The following is a 25,990-nucleotide window of genomic DNA, read 5'->3' as shown; positions in this document are numbered from 1 at the left end:
GGCCGGACGGAGCCGTCAGACGAGGTCGACCTCGCCCTGGAAGACGAGTTGCGCCGGCCCCGACAGGGCGACGTGCTCGCCGTCTTCTGCGGGGAACATGCGAACGCCGAGCGTACCTCCAGGCACCTCGACCTGCCAGTTGCTCGGAGCGTTCGCTCCCGCCCAGTGCCTGACCGCGAGTGCCGTCGCGGCGACACCCGTGCCGCAACTGAGGGTCTCCCCCACACCACGCTCGAACACCCGCATGCTCACGTGACCGATTCCATCGCGCACGAGCGGCTCACCCGGAACCACGAACTCGATGTTCGCACCCTCGGGGAGCGGAGGCTCGAGATCGGGCGCCCTGTGCAACTCGAGTGACGCGAGCTCGACCTCCGAGGCGAGGGCGACCACGACGTGCGGGTTGCCGACGTCGATACCGAGTCCCGGTCGCGTCACGGACAGGCCGTCCACACGAACCAGCGGGTCATCGCCGGAGAGCTTCCAGCGCCCGAGGTCGACCTGGTATCCGGTAGCGCTGCGCGTGACGTCGCGCACGCCCGCCCTCGTCCCGATCGGCAGCGTGGAGCCGGGTTCGATCGTCGCCAGACCTGAGCGCACGAGGTAGTGGGCGAACACGCGGACACCGTTCCCGCACATCTCGGCGATCGATCCGTCCGCATTGCGGTAGTCCATGAACCACTCCGCCTGCGGCTCCTCCTCCAGGGTAGCCGCGCCCTCGGGGATGGCCGAGGACCTCACGACACGGAGAATCCCGTCGGCACCGATGCCGAAATGACGATCGCACAGCACCGCGACCTGCTCGACGGTGAGGTCGAGCTCGGCGTCGGGGTCGGCGATGATGATGAAATCGTTGCCCGTGCCGTGACCCTTGGTGAATGCGACCATGGCTCCAGTCTAGGGATCGTGAAGAGCAGCTCCCGTCACGAACGCCCGTCGCGAGCAACCCGATAGCGCCCGCAGAGGAAGTTGCGATTGCGTGCCACCTCCAGCAGTTCGAGGTCGAGCCTGCGCGGAAGCAGCGGGGCGCCAGAACCGAGCGTCACGGGGGCGTACTGCACCCAGACCTCGTCGAGCAGCCCGGCATCGGCGAACTGGCCTGCCAGGTCTCCCCCACCGACGACCCAGAGGTCTTTTCCTCCGGCGGCCTCCTCCATCTGAGAATGCACCGTCCGGATGTCGGCCTGGGTCAGCCGCACGTCTGCGCCCGTGGGCAGATCGAGCTCGCGGTGAGTGAACACCCACGTGGGCTGCGAGTATCCCCAACGCCCCTCTTCGTGGCGCATCACCCACTCATACGTCGAGGCCCCCATCGCCAGGGCGCCGATGTTCCGCTCGAACCCCGTGTAGGCCATCGGTCCGTCCTGGTCGATGTCCTGCGTGAGTAACCAGTCCAGCGAATGCTCGTCGGTGGCGATGAATCCGTCGAGGCTGGATGCGGTGTAGAAGTGAGTCGTCATCCATCGAGACTGTCAGGGACTACCGACATCGCAGGCCACCGACATCGCAGATCAGGACGGGAGGAGCGCAGCAACCTCCGCGGGGGCGTCCCACCACTCGAGGTCGGGATACCGCTTGAACCACGACACCTGTCGACGGGCGTATCGCCGCGTGAGGGCCTGGGTCTGCGCGATGGCCTCGTCCTGCGTGAGACGACCGTCGAGCTGGTCCAACGCCTGCGCGTAGCCGATGGCGCGCGGCGCTGTTCCTCCGCGCTCGAGCCCGCGGGAGCGCAGCCCGGCGACCTCGTCCGGCAGACCTTCGGCCCACATGCGCTCGACCCTGGCGTCGAGGCGCTCCACCAGTGCGGGGCGATCGACGCGGAGTCCGATCAGTCTTGTGTGCGGGTGCCACAGCACTGGCGTGTCGGGCAGCGCCGCACCATGGGTCGCGCTCCCCTGTTCCAGCACCTCGAGAGCGCGGATGACGCGGCGGGGGTTGCGCGGATCGACACGGTCGGCCGCTTCGGGATCCAGCCCGCGCAGCCGCTCGATCATGACCGCGGCTCCGAGCATCTCGAACTCCTGCTCGAGGCGCTCGCGCAGCGCCGTGTCCCGCGGCGGGAAACGGAAGTCGTAGACGACGCTCGACACGTACAGGCCCGAGCCACCGACGAGGATCGCATCACCCCCGCGACGGTGGATGTCCTCCACGGCGGCGCGCGCTCGGGGCTGATACCAAGCGACAGCCGCGTCCTCATCGACATCGAGCTCGTCGAAGAGATGATGCGGGATCCCCCGCCTCTCCGCCGACGACACCTTCGCTGTGCCGATGTCCATACCGCGGTAGAGCTGCATGGCATCGGCGTTCACGATCTCAGCCGGGTTCCCTCGGGCTCGCAGCGCCTCGGCCAGCTCTATCGCGAGGTCGCTCTTCCCGGTACCGGTCGCCCCGACGATCGCCCAGAGGCGAGGTTCGGTCACACCCCGACGCGCAGTGTCGGAAGCCCGAGTGACACAGCCTTTTTCTCGCCGTTGCCGCTCGGGGCGGGTACCGCGCACGACTCCGACTGCGAACGGTCCCAGGCGTCTCCGCCTCGAGTGCGACGGATCTTGAGAGGCGCTCCCGTCGGGTCGTCTGCGAGCAGGTGGAACGGAGCTCCATGGGTCACCGTCACGGTAACGACGTCTCCTGGACGAGGAAGGTCCGACCCCGGTGTCACCTCGAAGTGCACGAGTCTGTTGTCCTCCGCGCGACCGGTGAGCCGGTGGGTCTCGGTGTCCTTCTTGCCCTCACCCGTGGAGACGAGAACCTCGATCTGCCGACCCACCTGCTTCTGGTTCTCTTCCAGCGAGATGCGCTCCTGAAGGGCGATCAGGCGGTTGTAGCGCGCCTGGACTACGTCCTTCGGAACCTGATCCTCCATGGTCGCCGCAGGCGTGCCTTCGCGGATCGAGTACTGGAAGGTGAAGGCGCTGGAGAAACGAGCCTGCTCGACGACACGCATGGTGTCTTCGAAGTCCTCCTCGGTCTCCCCCGGGAACCCGACGATGATGTCGGTCGTGATGGCGGCGTTCGGGATGCGCGCGCGGACGCGGTCGAGGATCCCGAGGAAGCGCTCACTGCGGTAGGAACGTCGCATCGCCTTGAGGATGCGATCGCTCCCCGACTGCAATGGCATGTGAAGCTGCGGCATGACGTTCGGAGTCTCCGCCATGGCATCGATCACGTCATCCGTGAAGGCTGCGGGGTGCGGGCTGGTGAATCGGACGCGCTCGAGGCCTTCGATCTCACCGGCCGCGCGCAGGAGCTTGCCGAACGCCTGTCGATCGCCGAATTCGACGCCGTAGGAATTCACGTTCTGCCCGAGAAGCGTCACCTCGATCGCACCGTCTTCGACCAGAAGCCGGATCTCGTTCAGGATGTCGCCGGGACGACGGTCCTTCTCCTTGCCGCGCAGGCTGGGCACGATGCAGAACGTGCAGGTGTTGTTGCACCCGACCGAGATCGACACCCAGCCGCTGTGCGCCGAGTCTCGCTTCGTAGGCAAGGTTGAGGGGAACACTTCGAGCGACTCGAGGATCTCGAGTTCGGCATCCCCGTTGTGGCGGGCGCGCTCGAGCAGCCCCGGAAGGGAACCCATGTTGTGGGTGCCGAACACGACATCGACCCACGGCGCCTTGTCGAGCACAGCCTGCTTGTCCATCTGTGCGAGGCAGCCGCCGACGGCGATCTGCATCCCGTCTTTGCGGCGCTTGACCGACGCGAGATGGCCGAGTGTGCCGTAGAGCTTGCCTGCGGCGTTGTCGCGGACCGCGCAGGTGTTGATGATCACCACATCGGCTTCCGCACCGTCGACTGCCCTGACGTAACCTGCGCTCTCCAACGAGCCCGAGAGGCGCTCGGAGTCGTGCACGTTCATCTGGCACCCGAAGGTGCGTACTTCATACGATCGCTGTCGTCCGTCGACGTCGACGGCTGCCGACGACGCGCCGATGATCGTCGGTTCGCTGCGCGGGATAGTCATGATCACCCCATTGTACGAGCCGTTTCCGTGCGGAAGCGGCGCTCACTGCTCAGTCGGAATCGACGAACCGCACCCCTGAGGTCGCTCCGCCGAACGAAGCCTCGCGCAGCGCGACCTTCGCCGCCTTCATGGCGACCGCTCCGCCGTAGCCACGACGAGAAAGCTGTCCCACCAGACGACGGAGCGCCGCGTCGGGGTCGAGTCGAGTCATCGACCGCGCCTTGGTGCGGGCGAACTCCAGTGCGCGTTCGTCGTCGTCGTCCGGAAGCTCTTCGAGCGCGCTATCGATGACCTCACGCGGAATCCCCCGCTGAGCGAGCGCGCGAGACAGAGCGACTCTCCCCTGCCCCTTTCGATCCACTCCCGACCTCACGAGGACGCCGGCCAGGGCCGCATCATCGAGGTAACCACGACGGCAGAAGTCGTCGATCACATCGCTGATCGCACTACCTTCGAGGCCCGCACCACGCAGCACCTGCCGGGCTTCAGAGATCGACAACGACCGGGCTCGCAGCTTTCGCACGAGCGACTCCTCGGCCGCGACCCGGATCTCAGCGTGTGACGCCTCTTGCTGAGTCGCGCCGTCTCCTTCCGTCGCGTCGAGCGCGCGGAGCCTGGGAGCCGGCCGCGAGGGATGAGAGCTCCTGGCGCCGGAGGGATCCCTGCGCCCGCGCGCCGGATGGCGCTCACTCGGGGTTCCCGCGTGAGCTGCATCGTCGGCTGTGTCGATGGAAGCAGGGTCGCCTGGAGGAGAGTCCCAGGTCGTACGCCAGACCGCATCCCCGTCGCCTCGCGATGATGGCAGTGTCGCTGATTCGCCGTACTGCGTGACCGGCGTGGAAGGCGTCGCTCCTGGTTTCTTCGCTGTTCCGCCGAAGAGGGGGATGATGGGGGCGATCCGGTCAGGATCGCCCCCACGCGAGTCGTTCATCAGGCCGGACGACGCTCTGCGAGCTCATCGGCAGCTGCCGGGGCACCGGACGGCCCGCCGATACCGAGCTTCTGCTTGATCTGCGTCTCGATAGCCAGAGCGATGTCGGGGTTGTTGAGCAGGAACGTGCGTGCGTTCTCCTTGCCCTGACCCAGCTGATCACCGTCATAGGTGTACCAGGAACCCGACTTCTTCACGATGGCGTGTTCGACGCCGAAGTCGATCAGGCTGCCTTCGCGGGAGATGCCGACGCCGTAGAGGATGTCGAACTCCGCCTGCTTGAACGGCGGCGCCATCTTGTTCTTCACGACCTTGACCCTGGTGCGGTTTCCGACGGCATCGGTTCCGTCCTTCAGCGTCTCGATACGACGGATGTCCATGCGGACCGAGGCGTAGAACTTCAGCGCCTTGCCGCCGGCGGTGGTCTCGGGGGAACCGAAGAAGACGCCGATCTTCTCACGCAGCTGGTTGATGAAGATCATGGTGGTGTTGGTCTGGTTCAGACCACCGGTGAGCTTACGAAGGGCCTGCGACATGAGTCGCGCCTGCAGACCCACGTGCGAGTCGCCCATCTCGCCCTCGATCTCGGCACGAGGCACGAGCGCCGCGACGGAGTCGATGACGATGAGGTCGATGGCTCCGGAGCGCACCAGCATGTCGGCGATCTCGAGCGCCTGCTCACCGGTGTCGGGCTGCGACACCAGGAGAGCATCGATGTCGACGCCCAGCTTCGCGGCATAGTCGGGGTCGAGCGCGTGCTCGGCATCGATGAACGCCGCGATTCCCCCGGCGCGCTGAGCGTTGGCGATCGCGTGCAGCGTGAGAGTCGTCTTACCCGAGGACTCCGGTCCGTAGATCTCTACGATTCGGCCACGCGGCAGTCCTCCCACGCCGAGGGCGACGTCGAGGGCGATGGAGCCGGTCGGGATGACGGCCACAGGGGCACGCTCATCGCTGCCCAGCCGCATGACCGAGCCCTTTCCGAACTGGCGGTCGATCTGAGCGAGGGCGGTCTCGAGGGACTTCTCGCGGTCGGCGGGTGATGGCATGATGTGCTCCTTCTGCGCGCGTGATGCCGCCTGTAGGCTGTCGCGGCTCTTCCGGTTGGGAGAAACTCTCCGACAAGGCGTAATGGCTCTTCGGCTTGTTTCCACCGTAGGAGGGACCACCGACATCGGTGCGACGATCTCACATACAGTGCAGAACAAACGGTCCGGACCACTTGTGCAGAAGACTACGCCCGCTTCGAACGAATCTTCGACGACACGCCGCAAATGGTGCGTCGTGTTCCGTAGAGGGCGGACGAGGAACGTAGGTCAGCGCCGCCGCGGCTCCTGCCGTCCGACTCCGTGGCGCCTGTCCTCGGGAACGTCCATCTCCGCGCACAGCGCCAGCCAGATGTCTCGCGGCGGCGTGCCGTCGGCGAGAGCTTCGAGAGCGGTACGCCCACCTACGGCACTCAGGCCGAGGTCGTTGACCAGAGAGGAAGCCCTCAGCCCGAACTCGGTATCGACGGCGCGAAGGAACTCGCTACGACGCATCACCACCCCATTCGGGGGTCAGTGCAGCGAGAGCTGAGGCTCGACCGACGCCACGAGGTCGTCGGGAACGACGTCAGGGAAGACCTGAATGCCCTCGAGCACCGAAATGCGGTCACCGACTTCGCGCATGATCGTCGAGATGGGGACGTCGAGAGCGTCTGCGACCGAGGCGAGAATCTCGCTCGAAGCCTCTTTCTGACCGCGCTCCACCTCGCTGAGGTAGCCGAGTGCGACCGATGCCTTGCTGGCGACCTGCCGGAGCGTACGCCCCTTCTGCAGGCGGAAGTCCCTCAGCACATCGCCGATTTCCTGTCGTACAAGAATCATCGGAACCTCCTCCCCCTGTGTTCGCTCGAGGTCTCCCCCGATGAGACAGCCAGTCTAGTACCCCTGGCGTGCACAGAATCTACTCCTGCACTCTGTGGTTTACGTGTGAGCACATCAGAGATAACCAGCCGCAGGGCTCTGCTATTCCGAGAGCAGGGCGAGCATCTCCTGGAGTGCCGCGTCCACCGTCTGCGCCCGGATCGATTCCCGGTCGCCGACGAAGAGAAAGGCCCTGGTCCGCGATGCCGCGGGGGTGACGACGCCGATGTGCACCGTGCCGACGGGCTGCCCGTCCGGAGACACCGGTCCGGCGATCCCGGTCGTGGACACCCCCACATCGGCAGCCTCGCCGTCGACGCCGACGACGCGTCTGACGCCGTCTGCCATCTCCAGTGCGACCTGCGGATGCACCGGCCCGTATCTCGACAGCAGGCCCTCATCCACGCCCAGCACGGACGACTTGACCGGCGTGGCATATGCCACGACGCCTCCGAGCAGCACGGCTGACGCTCCGGGAACCGCGACGAGATCGGCGCACAGGGCGCCCCCGGTCAGGGATTCGGCCACGCCGAGCTTCCATCCTCGTCGGCCCAGCGCAGCGAGGACCTCGGCTGCCGCCTGACTCATGACTTCCGGCGCGACCCGCGTACCTGCGCCACGACGTAGTCGATGCCGCTCGCCACCGTGAGGACCAGGACGATGAGCATGAGGATGAACGTGATCAATGTCCAGGCGTCGAGACCGATGACGTAGTGCAGCGGGAGGAGTGCCCACCCGAGCGCCACCCCTTGGAACGCGGTCTTGATCTTGCCCATCCAGGCCGCGGCCACGACGTGTTCGCTGGCCACCATGAGCCGATGGATCGTGATGCCCCATTCGCGCACGAGGATGATCGCAACGATCCACCAGTTGACCTCGCCCAGAATCGCGAGCCCGATGAAGCCGGCACCGGTGAGCATCTTGTCGGCGATCGGATCCCAGAGCTTGCCGAAATCACTGACGATGTCGTACTTGCGGGCGAGGTACCCGTCGACCCAGTCCGTCGAGATCCCGACGATGAAGATGACTCCGGCCGTCCAGCGGAGACCCGGGTCCGAGAACCCATAGGTGCCACCCAGCAGGAGCAGGACGAAGAAGACGACGGCCAGCGGGATGCGCGCGACCGTGATGGCGTTGGGGAGCTGCCGTGGGATCGCCATCAGTCGCGTCCCGTCAAGCCCCAGGCATCTTCGTCGCCCTCAGCTTCCACCTCGGGAAGACCCTCGTACTGAGCCGCGATCGGGTCATGCGTCTGCGGGAGCGGCGGGACGGGCGGAACCGCAGGCGCAGCCGATGCCGATGTCGGTGCCGGAACGTCCTCTCCGCGCAACTTGGCCATCACCTGCGGGAGCTGCTCGGCGGTCGCCAGCACGTCTCGCGCCTTCGACCCCTCGGAGGGGCCGACGATCTCGCGCGACTCGAGCAGATCCATGAGACGACCTGCCTTCGCGAACCCGACGCGGAGCTTGCGCTGGAGCATCGACGTCGATCCGAACTGCGAGGAGACGATGAGCTCGGCGGCTGCGAGCAGCAGCTCCAGGTCATCCCCGATGTCCTCGTCGACTTCCTTCTTCTTCGTCGGCTCCATCGCCTCCTGCACGTCCGGACGGTAGTCCGGACGTGCCTGACGGGTGACGTGCTTGACGACCGCGTCGATCTCCTTCTCATCGACCCACGCGCCCTGCAGGCGGAACGGCTTCGATGAGCCCATCGGCGAGAACAGGGCGTCACCTTGACCGATGAGCTTGTCGGCACCGGGGCTGTCGAGGATGACCCGGCTGTCCGTGACGCTCGTCACGGCGAAGGCGAGTCGTGACGGGACGTTGGCCTTGATCAGGCCCGTCACGACGTCGACGCTCGGGCGCTGAGTCGCTAGCACGAGATGGATGCCGGAGGCACGTGCGAGCTGCGTGATGCGGACGATCGAGTCCTCGACGTCGCGAGGGGCGACCATCATGAGGTCAGCGAGCTCATCGACGACCACCAGAAGGTACGGGTACGGCTTCAGGACACGCTCGCTGCCCACCGGGAGCTCGACCTCGCCCGCGCGGACAGCCCGGTTGAAGTCGTCGATGTGCCGGAAACCGAACGACGCGAGATCGTCGTACCGCATGTCCATCTCCTTCACGACCCACTGCAGCGCCTCCGCCGCCTTCTTCGGGTTCGTGATGATGGGCGTGATCAGATGCGGGACACCGGCGTAGCTGGTCAGCTCGACACGCTTCGGGTCGATCAGCACCATGCGCACGTCGGACGGGCGGGCACGCATCAGCAGACTCGTGATCATGGAGTTCACGAAGCTCGACTTACCCGAACCGGTGGAGCCGGCCACGAGGAGGTGCGGCATCTTCGCGAGGTTCGCGATGACGATGTTGCCGCCGACGTCTTTGCCGACGCCGATGGTCATCGGGTGCGTGCTCTTCTGCGCAGCGGGCGAGCGCAGCACATCGCCGAGAGCCACCATCTCCTTGTCGGCGTTCGGGATCTCGATGCCGATTGCGCTCTTGCCCGGGATCGGCGAGAGGATGCGCACGTCGTTCGAGGCCACGGCGTAGGCGAAGTTGTTGCTCAGCTGCAGGATCTTCTCGACCTTGACGCCGTGGCCCACCTCGACCTCGTACTGCGTGACCGTCGGTCCGCGGGAGAAGCCGGTCACCTTGGCATCGACCTTGAACTGCGACAGCACGCTGGTGATCTGCTCGATCACCTTGTCGGTCGCCTCTGAGCGCATGACGGGCGGCGGGCCTTCGACCAGGAGTCCGGGAGACGGGAGGATGTATGGCGTGACGGGGGCCTGCGGGCCGCGGTCGCCCGGACCATCGGTGCCGAACCCGTCGAGACCGGGTAGTTCCGGCACCTCTCCTGTCTCGGAGGAGTCATCGAGCAGGGCCGTGGTCTGCTGCTCGGCGAGCGAGTCGGCGACCGACCTGACCTCGGACAGCACCTCGGTGGCCGCGTCGTAAGGATTCTCGACGACCACTGCCTGGTCGTACGCAGGCGTGGGATCGGAGGTGGTCAGGAGCGCGGTGATGTCGTCGGAATCGAGTGTGCCCTCATCCGGGTCCTCTTCGCGGCCGGTCTTGTTCCGGCGCCACCACGGCAGTACGTCGGGGTCATCGGTCTTGTCCGCGTCGTCGATCGCTGCGGCGTCCTTCGTCGGCTTCTCCGGTCGCTCCGCGTCGAACATCCAGGCGTAGAGATCCCCGAGGCGCGAACCGATGCGATTCGGCGGTGTCTTGGTGAGGATCAGGATGCTGAGTGCCACGAGCAGCGACAGCACGATGTACGCCGGGATGTCGGTGAGGTACGTCAGCGGCTGCCCCACCAGCCAGCCCAGCAGACCGCCCGACTCGCTGAGCGCAGGCATCCCCTGGTTCGGATGCGGGCGAGGCCCTGCGACATGGAAGATCCCCGCGAGGGCGAGGACGAACATGCCGAAGCCGATGCCGATACGACCGTTGTCGTGGACAGAGGACGGGTGCCGGAACAGCCATCCGGCGAGCAGGAGGAGCAGCACGGGCATGATGAAGGCCACGCGTCCGACGAAGAGACCCACCGAGTAGGCACTGATGTTCGCTGCGACCTCGTTGCCGATGAAGAACCACTCGTTGACCGCACCGAGCACGGCGAGGAGCACGAGGAAGAACGGGAAGCCGTCGCGACGGTCGTCCTTCTCGAGGGTCTCAGGGCCGAACGCGCGGAAGAGTCCTCCGACCCCGTGCGCCAGCCCGACCCAGGCACGGACGGCGACTGGAGGCTTGTCGGCCTCGTCGATGTACTTCTTGGGAGCGGGTTGGGCCTTGCGAGCGGGCGTGGCCTTGGGAGCCGTCTGCCGCTTGGGGCGCGACGGTGCGCTCGTCGACGCGCGCTCTGTCTTCGTGGTACTCCTGGCCATGCTCTCACGTTACGTCCAACAGGCGACATCGCCGCGTAATGACGCGGCTTTCCACGGATCGGAGAGAGCGTACGCTACCCCGTACCGCGAGCCATCGTGTCGCGCGTCGACCCCTGACCCACCACGGCGAACCCTTCCGCACGATACAGATTGCGCGCGAAGTTGTCCCGCTCCACGCTCAAGCTGATCCTGGCATGGCCTTGGGACCCGGCGAGCTGCACGATGCCGCGCAGCAGGGACCGACCAACACCCCGAGCGCGCCAGAGCGGGTGCACGCCGACGATCAGCTCGGGGACCGCGATGCCGATGAAACCGAATCCCGGCTCGTTCTGCGGAAGCACCCGATACCAGGCGGCACCGACCGCGACGTCATCGTCACCCAGCGCGACGAGGCCGTCGTCTGACATGCGTTTCCACCCCGCGAGGTAGCGGCGATGCTCCGTCGAGGTCAGCACCTCGTGCCGTGGCCGCACTCCTCCGGCTCGCCAGTTCGCCGCCTCGACGAGCATGTCGCCGAGGAACATCGCATCCGTCTGCGACGCCCTGCGAAGCGAGAAGCCCCTGTGCATGACGCGAGCATAGGCCGACGGTGTTACGTCGGCATGACGACTACCCGTGAGTGCGAGAGGACCGCGCCGCCGTCACGCCTCGATGACGAGCGGCACGATCATGGGGCGACGACGAAGCCGCTGATTGACCCAGCGACCGATCGTGCGTCGCACGACCTGCGACAGCGCATGGGTGTCACGGACACCATTGCCGGACGCCTCCTTGAGCGCGGCGACGATCTTGGGCGTGACGTCGTCGAACACGGAGTCGTCCTCGGCGACGCCGCGCGCATGGATCTCCGGGCCCGAGATGATGCGCCCGGTCGTGGCGTCCACCACGACGATGACCGAGATGAAGCCCTCCTCGCCGAGGATCCGGCGGTCCTTGAGGTCGGCGTCCGTGATCTCGCCGACGGTTGAGCCGTCGACGTACACGAACCCGAGATCGAGCTGACCTGCGACCTTCGCGACCCCGCCCTTGAGGTCGATCACGGTGCCGTTCGAGGCGATGATCGTGTTGTCCTCCGGCACGCCGGTGTCCTGCGCCAGCTTGGCGTTCGCGATGAGGTGGCGGTACTCGCCATGGACCGGGAGGACATTCTTCGGCTTCAGGATGTTGTAGCAGTAGATGAGCTCACCCGCGGCGGCGTGCCCGGAGACGTGCACCTTCGCGTTCGCCTTGTGCACGACGTTGGCGCCCAGCTTGGTCAAGCCGTCGATCACGCGGTACACCGCGTTCTCGTTGCCCGGGATGAGGCTGGAGGCGAGGATGACGGTGTCGCCCTCGCTGATCTCGATCGCGTGATCCATGTTCGCCATCCGGCTGAGCACGGCCATCGGCTCTCCCTGCGAGCCCGTCGACATGTAGACGATCTGCTCGTCGGGCAGATCACGTGCCTTCTTGAAGTCGATCAGGACGCCGTCCGGCACCTTCAGGTAGCCGAGCTGCTCGGCGATCGTCATGTTCCGGACCATGCTGCGGCCGAGGAACGCGACGCGGCGCCCGTTGGCGTGTGCGGCATCGATGACCTGCTGCACACGGTGGACGTGGCTGGAGAAGCTGGCGACGATGACGCGACGCGGCGCCTTCGCGATCACCTGATCGAGCACGGGGCCGATGGAGCGTTCCGTCGGGGTGAAGCCGGGAACGTCGGCGTTGGTCGAATCGACGAGGAACAGATCGACGCCCTCTTCCCCGAGGCGGGCGAACGCGCGCAGGTCGGTGATCCGGCCGTCGAGGGGAAGCTGGTCCATCTTGAAGTCGCCGGTCGCGAGGACCATGCCGGCGGGGGTGCGGATGGCGACGGCCAGCGCGTCGGGGATGGAGTGGTTGACCGCGACGAACTCCAGGTCGAACGGACCGACCCGCTCCTCCTGCCCCTCCTTCACGGTGAGGGTGAAGGCCTTGATGCGGTGCTCCTTGAGCTTCGCCTCGACCAGCGCGAGGGTGAGCCCGGAGCCGATCAGAGGGATGTCGCTCTTCAGGCGCAGGAGGTAGGGCACGGCGCCGATGTGATCTTCGTGGCCGTGCGTGAGCACGACACCGACGATGTCTTCGAGGCGATCACGGATGGGCTCGAAGTCCGGGAGGATCAGGTCGACGCCCGGCTGGTGCTCCTCCGGGAAGAGCACACCGCAGTCGACGATCAGGATCTTCCCGTCGTACTCGAACATGGTCATGTTGCGACCGATCTCTCCGAGCCCGCCGATCGGGATGACCCGCAGCGTCCCTTCATCGAGAGCGGTCGGTTCTACCAGGGGAATGGACATGCTGTCTCCTCAGTCGGACACTCCGCGCGTCCGTTCGTTCATGGCGACGCGACTCAGCGCGTCGTGCCGTGCACCTTCGGCAGGGCACCGCCCGCGGCCGCATTGCGGTCGGGACGGAAGTTCGAGAAGTCGGCACCGGGAACGTCCTGGACGAGGTCGAGCTCATCCTCGATGAGCGCCGCCTCCCATTCCTCGGGACCGACCAGGGGAAGTCGGACGCGCGGACTCGAGATGCGACCGAGTCCGTGCAGGATGTACTTGGCCGCGACGGTCCCAGGCACATGCGTCATCACGGCGCGGACGAGCGGCTCGAGCCGCTTGTGCTCCGCCGTGGCCGTGGCGAGGTCTCCCGCGTTCACCGCGTCGATGATCGTGCGGTACGGCGCCGCGGCGACGTTGGCCGTCACGCCGATCAACCCGGTCGCCCCGATCGCGAGGTGCGGCAACACGTTCGCGTCGTCGCCCGAGAAGTACATGAGATCGGTCTGGTTCAGCACCCGACTCACCTCGGAGAAGTCGCCCTTGGCATCCTTCACAGCGAGGATGTTCGGGTGCTTCGCCAGACGCAGGATCGTCTCGTACTTGATCGGCACACCGGTCCGGCCCGGGATGTCGTAGAGGATCACCGGGAGGTCGGTGGCGTCGGCCACCAGACGGAAGTGTGTGAGGATGCCCGCCTGCGTGGGCTTGTTGTAGTACGGCGTGACGATCATGATGCCGTCGGCGCCTGCCTTCTCGCTGGCCTTGTAGAGCTCGATCGCGTGCGCGGTCTCGTTCGACCCGCCACCCGTGATGATCTTCGCCCGACCTGCGGAGACGGACTTGCCGACCTCGACGAGCTTGAGCTTCTCGGGGTCCGTCAGAGTCGAGGTCTCGCCGGTCGTTCCCGTCACGACGATGCCGTCCGCTCCCGCGGTGATCACGTCATCGATGTGCTTCTCGACGGCGGGCCAGTCGACTTCGCCGTCGGCCGTCATCGGAGTGACAAGCGCGACGAGAACCTGTCCGAAGGGGTTGCCCGAGTGCGTCATAGACCCAGCGTATCGGTTCGACCACAGGTCATGCGGACGCGAAGACGCGGATGACGTCCCCGCGGGCGACGTCGTTCTTCCCTGCCAGGAGCACCCCGACCATGTCACCGGCCCTCGCCTCGTTCGCGCGCTTACGGAACATCTCGATTCCGGTGATCTCGGTCGTCGACAGCGCGGCACCGTCACGGATGACCGAGACGGCGTCTCCGACGCGGACGACACCGCGGCTCACTTTGCCCGTGGCCACGAGACCGCGGCCGGTGATCCTGAACACGTCCTCGACGGCGACCTCTCCGGCTCCGGCCTCACTGCCGACAGTCAGGGGCGCGGCCGTATCGGCGGAGATCCCCGCGGTGAGGTCCGCGAGGCGAGCGGCCTCCGCAGCGTTGTACGCCTGAAGCACCTCATCGGCACCCTGAGGATCGCGCTTTCTCCTGAACAAACCCATGCACCGATCGTACGGACCGGGGGCGCTCCGCCGTACGCTCGTGGGATGGGCTGGCTCACACGAAGCACCGACACGAAGTACGAGAACGCATGGATCCGCGTGCGAGAGGACCGGATCACGGGGCCCTCAGGCGACGAGGGCATCTACGGTGTCGTCTCCATGCAGCATCCGGCCGTCTTCGTCGTCGCGATGGACGAGGACGAGCGCGTGTGCCTCGTCACGATCGACAGATACACCGTCGGCACGAGCGTCGAGATTCCGGCCGGTGGCAGCGACGGGGAGGACCCACTCGTCGCGGCTCAGCGCGAACTCCGCGAGGAGACGGGGTACGAGGCGGCCGACTGGACCCCTCTCGGCGGCATGCTGGCTCTGAACGGCATCGCCGAGGCCCCGGAGCACGTCTTCCTCGCCCGCGACCTCCATCCGATGCCGGGCGAAGACGCATCACGCGGCGTCTCCGCCGAGACGCAGGCGGAAGAAGGCATCCGCGCCGTCTCCTGGGTACCGTTCGAGGACGTCCTCACGATGATCGCCGAGGACACGATCACGGACGGCGAGACGATCGCCGCCATCGCGAAAGCCGGGATCCGGCTCGGAAGGTTCCGCTGAACCTCGCGGATCGACCCCGGAAAGGTCTGTGATCAGACCCGGCCGCGACGGGCCACACCGGAGGTGAGTGAACTCGGCAGCACGCGCGCCAGAGCGACGATCGCCTTGTATCGCAGCGACGGCACCGACACCGACTTGCCGAGCGCCGCATCGCGAAGGCCGATCCTGACGACGTCTCGCGCATTCAGCCACATGATGGCGGGAACACCCTCCTGACCCACCGGCAGCCCCATCCGCTCATGGAACGACGTGTGGGTGAAACCCGGGCACAGCGCCGTCACGGAGACTCCGTCCCTCGTGTACTCGGCGTTGGCCCAGCGGCTGAAGCCGATGAGCCATGCCTTGCATGCGGAGTAGGTCGAGCGCGAGATGAATCCCGCGACCGAGGCGACGTTGATGATGCGCCCGCCGCGACCGCGCATGGACTGGAGCGCCGCATGCATGAGGCGCATCGACGCCTCCACATGCAGCCGTAGGTGACGGACCTCGTCGTCGATGTCGTTGTCGGCGAACTGCAGAGGCAATCCGAACCCCGCGTTGTTCACGAGAAGGTCGACAGGGTCCGTGGTGTCGCGCAGCCTTTCCGCGACCTTCTCGACTCCTGCCTCTTCCGCCAGATCGGCGGACACGATCTCGACCGCGACCCCGTACTCGCTCCGCAGTTCCGCCGCCAGCTTCTCGAGGGCGCCCACCGAGCGCGCCACCAGGACGAGGTCGGCCCGCCGCCGCGCCAGCTGACGGGCGAACTCGGCGCCCAGCCCTGCGCTTGCTCCGGTGATCAGCGCGGTGGGCATCAGCGCTCGTATCCCAGGAAGCGGTACCGGACGCCGGTGCGGGAGGTCTGCCACTCCCCCTCGTCGACCAGGCGCCAGCCCTTCTTGTCCGGGGCGTACACGTCGCCGGCGACGTCCAGGTCGAGCTCGGTGACCTCCAGACGGTCCGCGTCGCCGATCACCTGTCGGAAGATCTCCGCACCGCCGATGATCCATGCCCGGTCGAGTCCGCGGACCGCCTCGGCGACCGTCGCCGCGCGACGCGCGCCCTCCTCGGACCAGTCCTGCTGCCGGGTCACCACGATGTTCTCGCGGCCGGCGAGCGGACGGAAGCGCTCAGGGAGAGAGTCCCAGGTCTTGCGCCCCATCACGACCGGAGCGCCGAGGGTGACTTCCTTGAAGTGAGCCAGGTCCTCTGGCACATGCCACGGCATGCCGCCCTCCGCGCCGATCACGCCACCGTGCGCTTCGGCCCAGATCAAGCCCACCCACGTCATACCGCGACCGCCGCCCTGATCGGCGCGTGGTGCTGGTAGTCCTCCACGATGAAATCCTCGTAGCGGTAGTCGAAAATCGACTCGGGCTTCCGCGCGAAACGCAGCGTCGGGTATGCGTAAGGCTCACGGCTCAGCTGCTCGCGCACCTGCTCCACGTGGTTGTCGTACACGTGGCAGTCGCCGCCGGTCCAGACGAAGTCGCCGGGCTCGAGCCCCACCTGCTGAGCGATCATCAGCGTGAGGAGCGCGTAGGAAGCGATGTTGAACGGCACTCCGAGGAACATGTCCGCGCTGCGCTGGTACAGCTGGCAGGAGAGCTTGCCGTCGGCGACGTAGAACTGGAACAGCGCGTGGCACGGCGCGAGCGCCATGTCGGGGATGTCGGCGGGGTTCCATGCCGAGACGATCAGCCGCCGCGAATCGGGCGACCGTCGGATCTGCTCGATCACCTCGGAGAGCTGGTCGATGCTGCCGCCGTCGGGCGTCGGCCAGGAACGCCATTGCACCCCGTAGACAGGACCGAGGTCGCCGGATTCGTCCGCCCACTCATCCCAGATCGTGACGCCGTTCTCCCGAAGCCACCCCACGTTCGAATCGCCCTGCAGGAACCAGAGGAGCTCGTAGGCGATGGACTTGAAGTGCACGCGCTTGGTCGTGATGAGCGGGAACCCCTTCGACAGATCGAAGCGGATCTGTCGACCGAAGACGCTCGTCGTGCCGGTGCCGGTGCGATCGGACTTGTGCGTGCCGCTCTCCAGGACGTCTCGGAGCAGATCTTCATAAGGAGTCGGGACGGCTGCGCTCATGACAGCCACGATACCGCCACCCTCACCCTGTCGGGCGGATGAGCGCGCCCCGGGACGTCGCCGTCATCGTCGGAAACATCGGCCCCGAGCGCCCTGGAGCGGCATATCCTCGACCCATGTCTCCCGCCCTGGCCCTCGGCTTCGCTGCTGCACTGCTCGTGCTCGCGACGCTCATCGGTGTCGCGCTGCGACGCCGTGACGGTCGGCGACGCGACGGCGGCACGCTTCACTTCGTCCCCACGGATGCGGACTCCGCCGAACTCGGGTCCCGGGCGACCCTGGTGCAGTTCAGCACTGAGATGTGCGCGCGGTGTCCGCAGGTGCGCAGGCTGCTCGGCGCATACGCCGCCGAACACGAGGGTCTCCGCCATGTGGAGGTGGATCTGACTCACCGTCCCGACCTCTCGACCCGCTACAAGGTGCTCCAGACACCGACCACCTTCGTCGTGGACGGGTCGGGTGCCGTGCGCGCGCGATTCCACGGTGTCCCTCACCGGCATGCCCTCACCGACGCCCTCGCAACCCTCTGAGCCGAAGAAACGGAGCATCCATGAGCAATCCCGCCGGCATCGACCCCAGAGGCCCCCGATTCGCCGCAGCGATCACCGCGGTGCTGCTGCTGGTGGCGACGTTCCTCGCACTGACGGGGATATCCACAGCGCAGGCGGGTGCCGCGACGTTCGGCTGGTTCGCGTACCAGCCGCTCGCCGATGCCTCCTTCACGCCGACGGGGTGGGCGATCTCCTCCGCCTCCTTCGCGCAGCGCGCTCTCGATCCCGGTTTCCTCCTCACCGCCGTCGCCGCCGCGCTGTTCCTGTGGGGTGTGGTGTCGCCGCGGACCGCTCCCTGGGGCGCGCTGTTCCGCACAGCGGTGCGACCGCGTCTCGCTCCGCCCGCCGAGCTCGAAGACCCCCGCCCTCCGAGGTTCTCGCAGGGTGTCGGACTCTTCGTGGTGGGTATCGGTCTCGTGCTGCACCTCCTCGGCGTTCCGTGGGCTCTGCCGATCGCGACCGCTGCCGCCTTCGTAGCGGCCTTCCTCAACGCGGCATTCGCCTTCTGCCTGGGCTGCCAGCTCTACCTCGTGCTGCAGCGAGCGGGGCTCATCGGCAGGCCTGCCGCCGCCTGAGGCTGTTCCCCGCCCCTCCGCCGCTCGGTAGGCTGGCGACCAGCCGACGCTGCGCCCGCAGTGCGAGAACCGGAGGAATCATGCCTGTCACCAGCGAAGCCGCCAGCACCTGGACCGGATCGCTCATGGAGGGGTCGGGTACGGTCGCGTTCTCGTCGTCCCATCTCGGCACCTTCCCGATCAACTGGAAGGCGCGCAGCGAGGGCAGCGACACGACCACGACGCCCGAGGAGCTCATCGCGGCCGCGCATGCATCGTGCTTCAGCATGGCGCTCTCCCACGCGCTCGCCGAGAACGGCACTCCGCCGGAGCGCGTCAACACCACGGCGTCGGTCACGTTCAAGCCGGGCGTCGGCATCACCGGCAGCCACCTCAACGTCAATGCGACGGTCCCGAATCTCACGCCCGAGGCGTTCCAGGAGATCGCGAACGGAGCCAAGACGGGCTGCCCGGTGTCTCAGGCGCTCTCGGGGATCGATATCACCTTGGAGGCGACACTCGCCTGATCGCGGCGCGGAATCCGCTCAGGACACCAGGGTCAGCGGCGCGAGAGCCGGATCGCCTCGCGAATGCTGGCCCTGGCGTCTTTCCGGCGGCCCGCCGCGTCCTGGACCACACCCAGCCGATAGCGCGCCCGCCAATCGTCACCCGCCGCATCCGCTTCTGCGGCGTACCGGGCGATCAGCGGATCGGCATCCGCGCGGGCGATCCGCCCACTGGGCGTCAGTTCCGTCTCGACCGGAGGCATCCCGCCCTCCGCATCGAGGAGGCGTCCCAGACGATCGGCGCCGAAGCCGAACATCATCTCCCGGACCAGCGCCCATGCTCCGATCGGTGCCAGCACGAGCAGGGTGACCCCCATGCCGATGGACACGCCGGTGCCGACCGAGATGAACATCACCGCGAGCCAGATCGCGACGGCGAGATAGAGGAGCAGCGCCGCGGCCATCAATGCGACGCCGATACGCGACATCACGATCGGATGCCGATGTCGATCATGTGCTCAAGACCCACGAACACGCCGTCGGCTTTCAGGGCGAAGGGCACGGCGAGCCGAATCCCCGGGGCATAGGCGAGAGCCGAGTCCACTGTGTCGTGTGTGAAGGTGAGCGACTCCCCCGGGCCGGAGAGGATGACTTCCTGCTTGGCGACGACCCCGGGGCGCCGCAGAGAGTGGACGGGCACACTGCCGACCTGCTGCCCCCTGGCACGCTGGTCCGCATGCGGTGCGCTGACGGGCCCCTGCTCCGCGCGCGCGGTCGCGATCAGTTCCGCGGTCCGCACGGCCGTTCCGCTCGGCGAGTCGATCTTGGTCTCGCGGTGCGCTTCGATGATCTCTGCCGAGCCGAAGAAGGGCGCAGCGGCCGCCGCCAGCGCTGACCCGAGGACCGAGCCGAGAGAGAAGTTCGGGATGAAGACGGCACCGGTGCCGGCCGCCTCGACGAGAGGACGTACGAGCGCGATCCGCTCCGCCGACCAGCCCGAGGTCGCGACCAGCACGTTGATGCCACGTTCGACGGCTGCGCGCACCACCTCGATGCTCACCTGCGGCGTCGATGCATCGACGACCAGGTCAGCACCGTCGATCTCCGCGAGATCGCTGGAAGAGGTCAGCACACGGCTCACCTCGAACCCGTCGAGCTCTTCGATCACCGCACCGATGATCGTGCCGAGCTTCCCGGTTCCGCCGACGAGTGCTACCTGCGTGGTCATGCATCCAGTCTATTTCGCGGCCGACAGCGCACGGTCAGGGGCGCGCGGGCAGACACCTCGGATTCCGCGACACCGCGGAGGCGCGTCGGAGCGGGGCGCTCAGACCAGCAGCGCATCGGGGATCCCGGTGCGCAGTTCCACCGGAAGGTGGCCGGTGTCGTTGTGCGTGAGCAGCGTCCACGGCCGCCCCTGCTTCTGAGCGATCACCGTCAGCCCGCAATGGGACTGGTTCAGGGTCATCCACCGCCACTCCGGTGCGGCGAGCACCTCCCGCACGAACCAGGAGATCACGAAGTTGTGGGTGATGAGCACCTCGTGCACGTCTCCGGTCTTGCGCACCAGGAACTCATTGACGGCATCGGACATCTGCGCCCGCCCAGCCTCGATCTCGGCCTCGGTGACGGAACCGAAGAACGGCTCGAACACGGAAGGAGTCTCCTCCGTCATCCCGGTCGGGACGCAGTCGAACAGCAGCGCGGTGGGCTCGGGATCCACCGACGGCAGACGAGCCGCGATCGCCCGCGCCGTCTCGTTCGCGCGCAACAGCGGGGAATGCCAGACGGCGTCGAGCGGGAGCCCGGACAGCCGATCCGCGATCAGCTCCGCCTGACGCTGCCCCCTCGGCGAGAGGGGTCCGTCTGCGAGCCCGTACTCGGCATCCTGATGTTCACCGTGTCTGACCAGATAAATGTAGTGCGTCACAAATCGCTCGCTTCATCGCCAGCATCCGCCGGACCTCTCTTCCACCCTATGTCACGGGCGGCTGGAAGCTCAGTTACCCGCCCGGGTGAGATCGGACACCTGGCTGCGCGAGAGCGAGACACCCGCTCCCTGCATCAGCTCATCGACGTGATCGCTCGCGAACGCGTTGACGATGGGCGCGGCGATCGTACGCTGAGCGAGCAACCAGGCGATGGAGACCGCCGCGACAGGAGCACTCACTTCCTCGGCGACCTGATCGAGAGCGCGCAGGATCTTGATCCCCCGGCGGTTCAGATGACCACGCAGTTGCTCGCCCCGCACACCGCGCGACGTGAGCGCTTTGCTGCGATGCCGACCCGACAGGAATCCGTGCTCGAGCGCGTGAGACGGCGTGACGGCGAGGTTCTGCGCACCGGCCACGAGGCGAAGATCACCCTCGAACGGCTGACGGCGGACCAGGTTGTAGGGAGTGTCGATCACCTGGATGCGCGGGTAACCGGCCGCGGCCAGGATGCGTGCTTCCACGAGTCGCTCCGGGGCGAAGCCGAATGCACCGACCGAACCGATCTTCCCGGCATCCGTCATCCATTCGACGGTCGCCAAGGTGTCTTCGAGGTTGGTCGTCGCGTCGAGGGTGGCATCGAGATAGAGCACATCGATGCGGTCGACACCGAGCCGGGTCAGCGATCCCTCGACGGCACGCACGAGGTTGACCGAACCGAGGCCGGGGTTGTCGGCGTGGGCGCCGATGCGGACGCTCAGGACACTGCGCTCGCGCTGACCGCGCGACCGCAACCATTGCCCGATGATGTGCTCGCTGCGTCCGCCGGAGAAGCCGTCAGCGGTGTGGATGGCGTTTCCGCCGAACTCCACATAGCGGTCGAGAATGCCGTGACTGGTCTCGAGGTCGACGTTCCAGCCGAACTCCGCCGCGCCGAGCATCAGAGGGAACGTCTCGAAACCCGTTTCGCCCAGGGCGACGCGGATGGACTCCCCTATCCCCGGTCCGACGATCGGGATGGGCGCGGACGGATGCTCGGCAACGCCCTGCTTGGCGCCTTCCTCAGACGCTCCTGCGCCTACGCTGAACAACCGCATTCTCTCTCACCCCCGCGTCGATCGGTGCGTGCCGACCTGCGTACCTGCTGGATCTGCACCCCCCGGTGCGTACTTCGAGAGTAAGCGAATTCCCCGGACGCCCCGACCAATCCGGGGAACGGCGCGGAAACACCGGATAACGATTTGGTCACACCACTGGACGATGAAACCCGGGCCCCCTCTTCGCGAAGAGGCCCGGGTTCCGTTCGAACGTCGCGCTTACTCGGCGGCTGCGTCCTCTGCAGGGGCAGCCTCAGCGGCAGGAGCGTCGTCGAGGACGGGCTCGAGCGAGAGCTTGCCACGGTCGTCGATCTTCGTGATCTTCACGAGGATCTTCTGGCCGACCGAGAGCACGTCGTCGACGTTCTCGACCCGCTTGCCACCGGCGAGCTTGCGCACCTCGGTGACGTGCAGGAGGCCGTCCTTGCCCGGGAGCAGCGAGACGAACGCACCGAAGGTGGCGATCTTCACGACGGTGCCGAGGAACTGCTCCCCGACCTCCGGGTTGGTGGGGTTGGCGATCGCGTTGACCTGGGCACGAGCGGCCTCAGCCGACGGGCCGTCGGTGGCGCCGATGTAGACGGTGCCGTCCTCCTCGATGGAGATCTGCGCGCCGGTCTCATCCTGGATCGCGTTGATCGTCTTGCCCTTCGGGCCGATCAGCTCGCCGATCTTGTCGACCGGGATCTGCACGCTGATGACGCGAGGCGCGGTGGGCGCCATCTCGTCGGGAGCGTCGATCGCAGCGTTCAGGACGTTGAGGATCGTCAGACGAGCCTCACGAGCCTGGGTGAGCGCACCGGCGAGAACCTGCGTCGGGATGCCGTCGAGCTTGGTGTCCAGCTGGATGGCCGTGACGAACTCGCTGGTTCCGGCGACCTTGAAGTCCATGTCGCCGAGTGCGTCCTCCGCACCCAGGATGTCGGTCAGAGCCGCGTAGCGAGTCTCACCGTTGACCTCGTCCGACACGAGACCCATCGCGATACCGGCGACGGGGGCGCGCAGCGGCACACCCGCGTTCAGCAGCGACAGGGTCGACGCGCAGACGGAGCCCATCGAGGTGGAACCGTTGGAGCTGAGCGCCTCGGACACCTGACGGATCGCGTACGGGAACTCCTCGCGGCTCGGCAGCACCGGCACGAGGGCGCGCTCGGCCAGGAAGCCGTGCCCGATCTCGCGACGCTTCGGCGAACCGACACGGCCGGTCTCACCGGTCGAGTACGGCGGGAAGTTGTAGTGGTGCATGTAACGCTTGCTCGTCACAGGCGACAGCGAGTCGATCTGCTGCTCCATTTTGAGCATGTTCAGCGTGGTGACACCCAGGATCTGGGTCTCGCCGCGCTGGAAGATCGCAGAGCCGTGCACGCGCGGGATGACCTGCACCTCGGCGTCGAGCGGACGGATGTCCGCCAGCCCACGACCGTCGATACGAGCGCCCTCCGTGAGGATGCGACCGCGGACGATCCGCTTGGTGACCGACTTGTACGCGGCCGAGAACTCGAGCGGGGCTGCGGCCGGGAGCGAACCCGCCTCGGTGGCCTCGATGAGCTCCGCCTTCACGCGGTCCTTGATCGCGTCGTCGGCGGTCTGACGCTCGACCTTGTCGGCGATCTGGTAGACGTCGCTGAGCTCGGCGAACGCACGCTCGGACACGAAGCTGTAGACCTCGTCGCTGTACGCCGGGAAGACCGGGTACACGCCCGGCTCCTTCGACGCCGTGGCGGCGAGCTCGGCCTGAGCCTTCACGAGCTGAGCGATGAACGGCTTCGCGGCCTCGAGACCCTGAGCGACGATCTCTTCGTTCGGCTTGGTGGCGCCGGCCTTGATCAGGTTCCAGCTGTGCTCGGTGGCCTCAGCCTCGACCATCATGATCGCGACGTCTTCGGTGCCATCGGCCTTGGTGACGACACGACCGGCGACGATCAGGTCGAACACGGCCTCCGCGACCTGCTCGGCGGTCGGGAACGCGACCCACTGGTCGGCGTGCTCGCCCTGGCCGGGGATGAACGCGAGGCGCACACCGGCGACGGGACCCGAGAACGGGAGACCCGAGATCTGGGTCGACGCGGATGCGGCGTTGATGGCGAGAGCGTCGTAGAACTCGCCGGGAGCGATCGACATCACGGTGATGACGACCTGGACCTCGTTACGCAGGCCGTCGACGAACGACGGACGCAGCGGACGGTCGATCAGACGGCAGACGAGGATCGCCTCGGTGGAGGGACGACCCTCACGACGGAAGAACGAGCCGGGGATCTTGCCGGCGGCGTAGGAGCGCTCTTCGACATCGACCGTCAGCGGGAAGAAGTCGAAGCCCTCGCGCGGGTGCTTGCCTGCGCTCGTGGCCGAGAGGAGCATGGTCTCGCCGTCGAGGTACGCGGCGACTGCGCCCTGAGCCTGCTGCGCGAGGCGGCCGGTCTCGAAGCGGATGGTGCGGGTGCCGAAGCGGCCGTTGTCGAGAACGGCCTCGGTGGCGGTGATTTCAGGACCTTCCAAGAGGTCTCTCCTTCTTTGTTTAGACTCGCGAATCCATGTGACGCGCGAGCATGTTCAAAGGAGCGGAACGGAAGGGTTCGGGCGCGCGGGCATTCCCGCGAATCTCGCCTGCGCTGGCCACCAGTAGAAAGCCACCCGACATCTGCCGAGGAACCCACCACAGGGGACCAGCTTCTCCGCCGATCGCTCCATGAGTCGATATGAAATTGTGCGGTTGACAGACATCAACCTCATCCACTCTATCAGCGCGGACCTCGAATCCTGCGAGTCGGCGCGCGACGCGGATCCGCCATCGACCGGCCACGACACGTTCACCCCGTGGATGCCGAAGCGAGGGGGGCATCCGCTGTGGTGGGTTCATGCGCCTCTCCGTCATCGGCTGCGGATATCTCGGAGCCGTTCATGCCGCCGCCATGGCCTCCCTGGGACACGACGTCGTGGGCATCGACGTCGACCGGGACAAGGTCGCCGCGCTCGCGTCGGGCGCTGCGCCGTTCTTCGAACCACGACTCGCCGAGCTCATCGCGCAAGGCCTGTCGACCGGAAGGCTCCGCTTCAGCGCGCGGATGGCCGATGCCGGGGGCGCAGACGTGCACTTCCTCGCTGTCGGCACCCCACAGACCCCGGGTGCGCACTCCGCAGATCTCCGCTATGTCGACGCGGCTGTCGACGATCTGCTCCCCCACCTGCGCCCAGGAGACGTGGTGGCCGGCAAATCCACTGTTCCCGTCGGCACCGCAGGCGAGCTCGCCGCTCGCATCTCCCCCACGGGTGCGACGCTCGTCTGGAATCCGGAGTTCCTCCGCGAGGGCTGGGCCGTGCACGACACTTTGACACCGGACCGTCTCGTCGTGGGTGCCGAGTCGGATGCCGCCGGCGAGCGCGCGGTCTGGATCCTCCGTGACGTGTACGGTGCCGCCGTCGAAAGCGGGGTGCCGTTCCTGGTGACGGATCTCGCGACCGCGGAACTGGTCAAGGGAGCGGCGAACGCCTTCCTCGCCACGAAGATCTCCTTCATCAACGCGATGGCGGAGATCGCGGAGGCGTCCGGCGCAGATGTCACTCTGCTCGCCGATGCGCTCGGCCATGACACACGGATCGGGCGGCGCTATCTCGGCGCGGGCATCGGATTCGGCGGCGGTTGTCTGCCCAAGGACATCAGGGCGTTCGCCGCGCGGGCGGAAGAGCTGGGCCGCGGCGAGGCGGTCGGCTTCCTGCGTGAAGTCGACACGATCAATCTCCGGCGTCGCGATCGAGCCGTGCAGCTCGTCGTGGATGCACTGGGCGGTCTGGTGTTCGGTCGCAGGATCGCCGTGCTGGGAGCGGCGTTCAAGCCCTTCAGCGACGACATCCGGGACTCACCGGCCCTCGACGTGGCCGTGCGTCTTCGCGGTCTGGGCGCTGATGTCATGGTCACCGACCCCGCTGCCGTCGACAACGCGGCCAAGGCGCATCCGCAGCTGGGCTACGCCCGTGACCGCGACGAGGCGCTGCGGGAGGCCGATGCCGTCGTGGTCGTCACCGAGTGGGATGAGTATCGACGGGACCTCTCGCCGGAGCACGCCGGGGCACTCGTACGGGGCCGGGTCATCGTGGACGGCCGCAACTGCCTCGACTCGACCGCGTGGCGCGCCGCCGGCTGGCAGTACCACGGCATGGGTCGGCGCTGAGCG

Annotated in this window: 28 protein-coding genes; 5 read left to right on the top strand and 23 right to left on the bottom strand. The window is 67.0% G+C overall.

The window, feature by feature from the left end; genetic code table 11:
* Positions 1–15: 15 nt before the first annotated feature.
* The 15 genes from dapF to AAY78_RS10855 form a co-directional block, all read right to left on the bottom strand.
* Positions 16–888: a diaminopimelate epimerase gene (dapF, locus tag AAY78_RS10925; RefSeq protein ID WP_046748332.1), complete on the bottom strand. Its 873-nt coding sequence runs from the start codon at positions 886–888 to the stop codon at positions 16–18.
* Between the two features lie 35 nt (positions 889–923).
* Positions 924–1,460 (bottom strand): dihydrofolate reductase family protein, encoded by a 537-nt coding sequence (locus AAY78_RS10920; RefSeq protein ID WP_046748331.1) that lies wholly within the window; start codon positions 1,458–1,460, stop codon positions 924–926.
* A gap of 51 nt (positions 1,461–1,511) precedes the next feature.
* A complete protein-coding gene (miaA, locus tag AAY78_RS10915; protein ID WP_046748330.1) occupies positions 1,512–2,423 on the bottom strand; it encodes a tRNA (adenosine(37)-N6)-dimethylallyltransferase MiaA in 912 nt (303 codons plus the stop codon).
* Positions 2,420–3,967, bottom strand: a complete 1,548-nt coding sequence (gene miaB, locus AAY78_RS10910) for a tRNA (N6-isopentenyl adenosine(37)-C2)-methylthiotransferase MiaB (protein ID WP_046748472.1) — start codon at positions 3,965–3,967, stop codon at positions 2,420–2,422. Before miaB ends, miaA begins: the two co-directional genes overlap by 4 nt.
* 49 nt (positions 3,968–4,016) lie before the next feature.
* A complete protein-coding gene (locus AAY78_RS20090) occupies positions 4,017–4,490 on the bottom strand; it encodes a regulatory protein RecX (protein WP_231589704.1) in 474 nt (157 codons plus the stop codon).
* Positions 4,491–4,897: 407 nt separating this feature from the next.
* Positions 4,898–5,947: a recombinase RecA gene (gene recA, locus AAY78_RS10900; RefSeq protein ID WP_046748328.1), complete on the bottom strand. Its 1,050-nt coding sequence runs from the start codon at positions 5,945–5,947 to the stop codon at positions 4,898–4,900.
* Between the two features lie 267 nt (positions 5,948–6,214).
* Entirely contained in the window at positions 6,215–6,439 is a 225-nt protein-coding gene (locus tag AAY78_RS10895) for a DUF3046 domain-containing protein (RefSeq protein WP_046748327.1), read from the bottom strand.
* An 18-nt stretch (positions 6,440–6,457) separates the two neighbouring features.
* Complete coding sequence (locus AAY78_RS10890) at positions 6,458–6,766, bottom strand: helix-turn-helix domain-containing protein (RefSeq protein WP_026049981.1); 309 nt, start codon at positions 6,764–6,766, stop codon at positions 6,458–6,460.
* A gap of 141 nt (positions 6,767–6,907) precedes the next feature.
* The gene (locus tag AAY78_RS10885; RefSeq protein ID WP_046748326.1) at positions 6,908–7,393 is read right to left on the bottom strand and encodes a CinA family protein; all 486 of its coding nucleotides are present in this window, start codon (positions 7,391–7,393) and stop codon (positions 6,908–6,910) included.
* Positions 7,390–7,965, bottom strand: a complete 576-nt coding sequence (pgsA, locus tag AAY78_RS10880; RefSeq protein ID WP_046748325.1) for a CDP-diacylglycerol--glycerol-3-phosphate 3-phosphatidyltransferase — start codon at positions 7,963–7,965, stop codon at positions 7,390–7,392. Before pgsA ends, AAY78_RS10885 begins: the two co-directional genes overlap by 4 nt.
* Positions 7,965–10,700: an FtsK/SpoIIIE family DNA translocase gene (locus AAY78_RS10875; protein ID WP_046748324.1), complete on the bottom strand. Its 2,736-nt coding sequence runs from the start codon at positions 10,698–10,700 to the stop codon at positions 7,965–7,967. Before AAY78_RS10875 ends, pgsA begins: the two co-directional genes overlap by 1 nt.
* 74 nt (positions 10,701–10,774) lie before the next feature.
* Positions 10,775–11,269 (bottom strand): GNAT family N-acetyltransferase, encoded by a 495-nt coding sequence (locus tag AAY78_RS10870; protein ID WP_046748323.1) that lies wholly within the window; start codon positions 11,267–11,269, stop codon positions 10,775–10,777.
* A gap of 72 nt (positions 11,270–11,341) precedes the next feature.
* Entirely contained in the window at positions 11,342–13,018 is a 1,677-nt protein-coding gene (locus AAY78_RS10865) for a ribonuclease J (protein ID WP_046748322.1), read from the bottom strand.
* 53 nt (positions 13,019–13,071) lie between these two features.
* The gene (dapA, locus tag AAY78_RS10860; RefSeq protein ID WP_046748321.1) at positions 13,072–14,049 is read right to left on the bottom strand and encodes a 4-hydroxy-tetrahydrodipicolinate synthase; all 978 of its coding nucleotides are present in this window, start codon (positions 14,047–14,049) and stop codon (positions 13,072–13,074) included.
* Positions 14,050–14,077: 28 nt separating this feature from the next.
* On the bottom strand, positions 14,078–14,497 hold the full coding sequence (locus tag AAY78_RS10855; protein WP_046748320.1) for an EF-Tu/IF-2/RF-3 family GTPase: 420 nt from the start codon (positions 14,495–14,497) through the stop codon (positions 14,078–14,080).
* Positions 14,498–14,542: 45 nt separating this feature from the next.
* On the opposite strand from AAY78_RS10855, the gene AAY78_RS10850 reads away from it, so the two are divergent.
* Positions 14,543–15,106, top strand: a complete 564-nt coding sequence (locus tag AAY78_RS10850) for an NUDIX domain-containing protein (RefSeq protein ID WP_046748319.1) — start codon at positions 14,543–14,545, stop codon at positions 15,104–15,106.
* 32 nt (positions 15,107–15,138) lie between these two features.
* Here AAY78_RS10850 and AAY78_RS10845 read toward each other — a convergent pair whose 3' ends face one another.
* From AAY78_RS10845 to AAY78_RS10835, 3 genes are read right to left on the bottom strand one after another with little or no spacing between them, the layout of a single operon-like run.
* Positions 15,139–15,900, bottom strand: coding sequence for an SDR family NAD(P)-dependent oxidoreductase (locus AAY78_RS10845; RefSeq protein ID WP_046748318.1), 762 nt, complete (start codon positions 15,898–15,900; stop codon positions 15,139–15,141).
* Positions 15,900–16,376: a dihydrofolate reductase gene (locus tag AAY78_RS10840; RefSeq protein WP_046748317.1), complete on the bottom strand. Its 477-nt coding sequence runs from the start codon at positions 16,374–16,376 to the stop codon at positions 15,900–15,902. Before AAY78_RS10840 ends, AAY78_RS10845 begins: the two co-directional genes overlap by 1 nt.
* Positions 16,373–17,182: a thymidylate synthase gene (locus AAY78_RS10835; protein WP_046748316.1), complete on the bottom strand. Its 810-nt coding sequence runs from the start codon at positions 17,180–17,182 to the stop codon at positions 16,373–16,375. The genes AAY78_RS10840 and AAY78_RS10835 overlap by 4 nt, the downstream gene beginning before the upstream one ends.
* A gap of 116 nt (positions 17,183–17,298) precedes the next feature.
* Between AAY78_RS10835 and AAY78_RS10830 the strand changes: the two genes are divergently transcribed.
* The 3 genes from AAY78_RS10830 to AAY78_RS10820 all read left to right on the top strand — a co-directional run bounded on the left by AAY78_RS10830 (position 17,299) and on the right by AAY78_RS10820 (position 18,814).
* On the top strand, positions 17,299–17,712 hold the full coding sequence (locus tag AAY78_RS10830; RefSeq protein ID WP_046748471.1) for a TlpA family protein disulfide reductase: 414 nt from the start codon (positions 17,299–17,301) through the stop codon (positions 17,710–17,712).
* Between the two features lie 20 nt (positions 17,713–17,732).
* Positions 17,733–18,308 carry a DUF4395 domain-containing protein gene (locus tag AAY78_RS10825; protein ID WP_046748315.1) on the top strand — a complete coding sequence of 192 codons (576 nt, stop codon included), beginning with the start codon at positions 17,733–17,735 and terminating at the stop codon, positions 18,306–18,308.
* An 80-nt stretch (positions 18,309–18,388) separates the two neighbouring features.
* Positions 18,389–18,814, top strand: a complete 426-nt coding sequence (locus AAY78_RS10820) for an OsmC family peroxiredoxin (protein WP_046748314.1) — start codon at positions 18,389–18,391, stop codon at positions 18,812–18,814.
* Positions 18,815–18,846: 32 nt separating this feature from the next.
* Here the strand turns inward: AAY78_RS10820 and AAY78_RS10815 are convergent, their stop codons facing one another.
* The 5 genes from AAY78_RS10815 to AAY78_RS10795 form a co-directional block, all read right to left on the bottom strand.
* Positions 18,847–19,281, bottom strand: a complete 435-nt coding sequence (locus AAY78_RS10815) for a hypothetical protein (protein WP_052748741.1) — start codon at positions 19,279–19,281, stop codon at positions 18,847–18,849.
* Positions 19,281–20,021: a 4-hydroxy-tetrahydrodipicolinate reductase gene (dapB, locus tag AAY78_RS10810; protein WP_046748312.1), complete on the bottom strand. Its 741-nt coding sequence runs from the start codon at positions 20,019–20,021 to the stop codon at positions 19,281–19,283. The genes AAY78_RS10815 and dapB overlap by 1 nt, the downstream gene beginning before the upstream one ends.
* Positions 20,022–20,120: 99 nt before the next feature.
* Positions 20,121–20,723, bottom strand: coding sequence for a histidine phosphatase family protein (locus AAY78_RS10805; RefSeq protein WP_046748311.1), 603 nt, complete (start codon positions 20,721–20,723; stop codon positions 20,121–20,123).
* Between the two features lie 69 nt (positions 20,724–20,792).
* Complete coding sequence (locus AAY78_RS10800) at positions 20,793–21,821, bottom strand: aldo/keto reductase (protein ID WP_218867343.1); 1,029 nt, start codon at positions 21,819–21,821, stop codon at positions 20,793–20,795.
* Between the two features lie 219 nt (positions 21,822–22,040).
* Entirely contained in the window at positions 22,041–24,317 is a 2,277-nt protein-coding gene (locus tag AAY78_RS10795; protein ID WP_046748310.1) for a polyribonucleotide nucleotidyltransferase, read from the bottom strand.
* A gap of 359 nt (positions 24,318–24,676) precedes the next feature.
* Between AAY78_RS10795 and AAY78_RS10790 the strand changes: the two genes are divergently transcribed.
* Positions 24,677–25,987: a UDP-glucose dehydrogenase family protein gene (locus tag AAY78_RS10790; RefSeq protein WP_046748309.1), complete on the top strand. Its 1,311-nt coding sequence runs from the start codon at positions 24,677–24,679 to the stop codon at positions 25,985–25,987.
* Positions 25,988–25,990 lie beyond the last annotated feature (3 nt).

This window comes from Microbacterium sp. Ag1, assembly GCF_001005635.1.
GTDB classification, from domain to species: Bacteria; Actinomycetota; Actinomycetes; order Actinomycetales; family Microbacteriaceae; genus Microbacterium; species Microbacterium oxydans.
The sequence above is the reverse complement of the archived record's forward strand: the minus strand, read 5'-3'. Positions and strand labels throughout refer to the sequence as shown.

Bases quoted from the DNA above. Each gene is read 5' to 3' on its own strand.
- AAY78_RS10845 (WP_046748318.1), bottom strand. From the start codon at position 15,900: ATGCCCACCGCGCTGATCACCGGAGCAAGCGCAGGGCTGGGCGCCGAG.
- AAY78_RS10815 (WP_052748741.1), bottom strand. From the start codon at position 19,281: ATGTCGCGTATCGGCGTCGCATTGATGGCCGCGGCGCTGCTCCTCTAT.
- dapB (WP_046748312.1), bottom strand. From the start codon at position 20,021: ATGACCACGCAGGTAGCACTCGTCGGCGGAACCGGGAAGCTCGGCACG.
- dapA (WP_046748321.1), bottom strand. From the start codon at position 14,049: ATGACGCACTCGGGCAACCCCTTCGGACAGGTTCTCGTCGCGCTTGTC.
- AAY78_RS10890 (WP_026049981.1), bottom strand. From the start codon at position 6,766: ATGATTCTTGTACGACAGGAAATCGGCGATGTGCTGAGGGACTTCCGC.
- AAY78_RS10920 (WP_046748331.1), bottom strand. From the start codon at position 1,460: ATGACGACTCACTTCTACACCGCATCCAGCCTCGACGGATTCATCGCC.
- AAY78_RS10800 (WP_218867343.1), bottom strand. From the start codon at position 21,821: ATGCGGTTGTTCAGCGTAGGCGCAGGAGCGTCTGAGGAAGGCGCCAAG.
- AAY78_RS10790 (WP_046748309.1), top strand. From the start codon at position 24,677: ATGCGCCTCTCCGTCATCGGCTGCGGATATCTCGGAGCCGTTCATGCC.
- AAY78_RS10850 (WP_046748319.1), top strand. From the start codon at position 14,543: ATGGGCTGGCTCACACGAAGCACCGACACGAAGTACGAGAACGCATGG.
- dapF (WP_046748332.1), bottom strand. From the start codon at position 888: ATGGTCGCATTCACCAAGGGTCACGGCACGGGCAACGATTTCATCATC.
- AAY78_RS10830 (WP_046748471.1), top strand. From the start codon at position 17,299: ATGTCTCCCGCCCTGGCCCTCGGCTTCGCTGCTGCACTGCTCGTGCTC.
- AAY78_RS10865 (WP_046748322.1), bottom strand. From the start codon at position 13,018: ATGTCCATTCCCCTGGTAGAACCGACCGCTCTCGATGAAGGGACGCTG.
- AAY78_RS10840 (WP_046748317.1), bottom strand. From the start codon at position 16,376: ATGACGTGGGTGGGCTTGATCTGGGCCGAAGCGCACGGTGGCGTGATC.
- recA (WP_046748328.1), bottom strand. From the start codon at position 5,947: ATGCCATCACCCGCCGACCGCGAGAAGTCCCTCGAGACCGCCCTCGCT.
- AAY78_RS10895 (WP_046748327.1), bottom strand. From the start codon at position 6,439: ATGCGTCGTAGCGAGTTCCTTCGCGCCGTCGATACCGAGTTCGGGCTG.
- AAY78_RS10885 (WP_046748326.1), bottom strand. From the start codon at position 7,393: ATGAGTCAGGCGGCAGCCGAGGTCCTCGCTGCGCTGGGCCGACGAGGA.
- AAY78_RS10855 (WP_046748320.1), bottom strand. From the start codon at position 14,497: ATGGGTTTGTTCAGGAGAAAGCGCGATCCTCAGGGTGCCGATGAGGTG.
- AAY78_RS10825 (WP_046748315.1), top strand. From the start codon at position 17,733: ATGAGCAATCCCGCCGGCATCGACCCCAGAGGCCCCCGATTCGCCGCA.
- AAY78_RS10820 (WP_046748314.1), top strand. From the start codon at position 18,389: ATGCCTGTCACCAGCGAAGCCGCCAGCACCTGGACCGGATCGCTCATG.
- AAY78_RS10875 (WP_046748324.1), bottom strand. From the start codon at position 10,700: ATGGCCAGGAGTACCACGAAGACAGAGCGCGCGTCGACGAGCGCACCG.
- AAY78_RS10835 (WP_046748316.1), bottom strand. From the start codon at position 17,182: ATGAGCGCAGCCGTCCCGACTCCTTATGAAGATCTGCTCCGAGACGTC.
- miaB (WP_046748472.1), bottom strand. From the start codon at position 3,967: ATGACTATCCCGCGCAGCGAACCGACGATCATCGGCGCGTCGTCGGCA.
- pgsA (WP_046748325.1), bottom strand. From the start codon at position 7,965: ATGGCGATCCCACGGCAGCTCCCCAACGCCATCACGGTCGCGCGCATC.
- AAY78_RS10870 (WP_046748323.1), bottom strand. From the start codon at position 11,269: ATGCACAGGGGCTTCTCGCTTCGCAGGGCGTCGCAGACGGATGCGATG.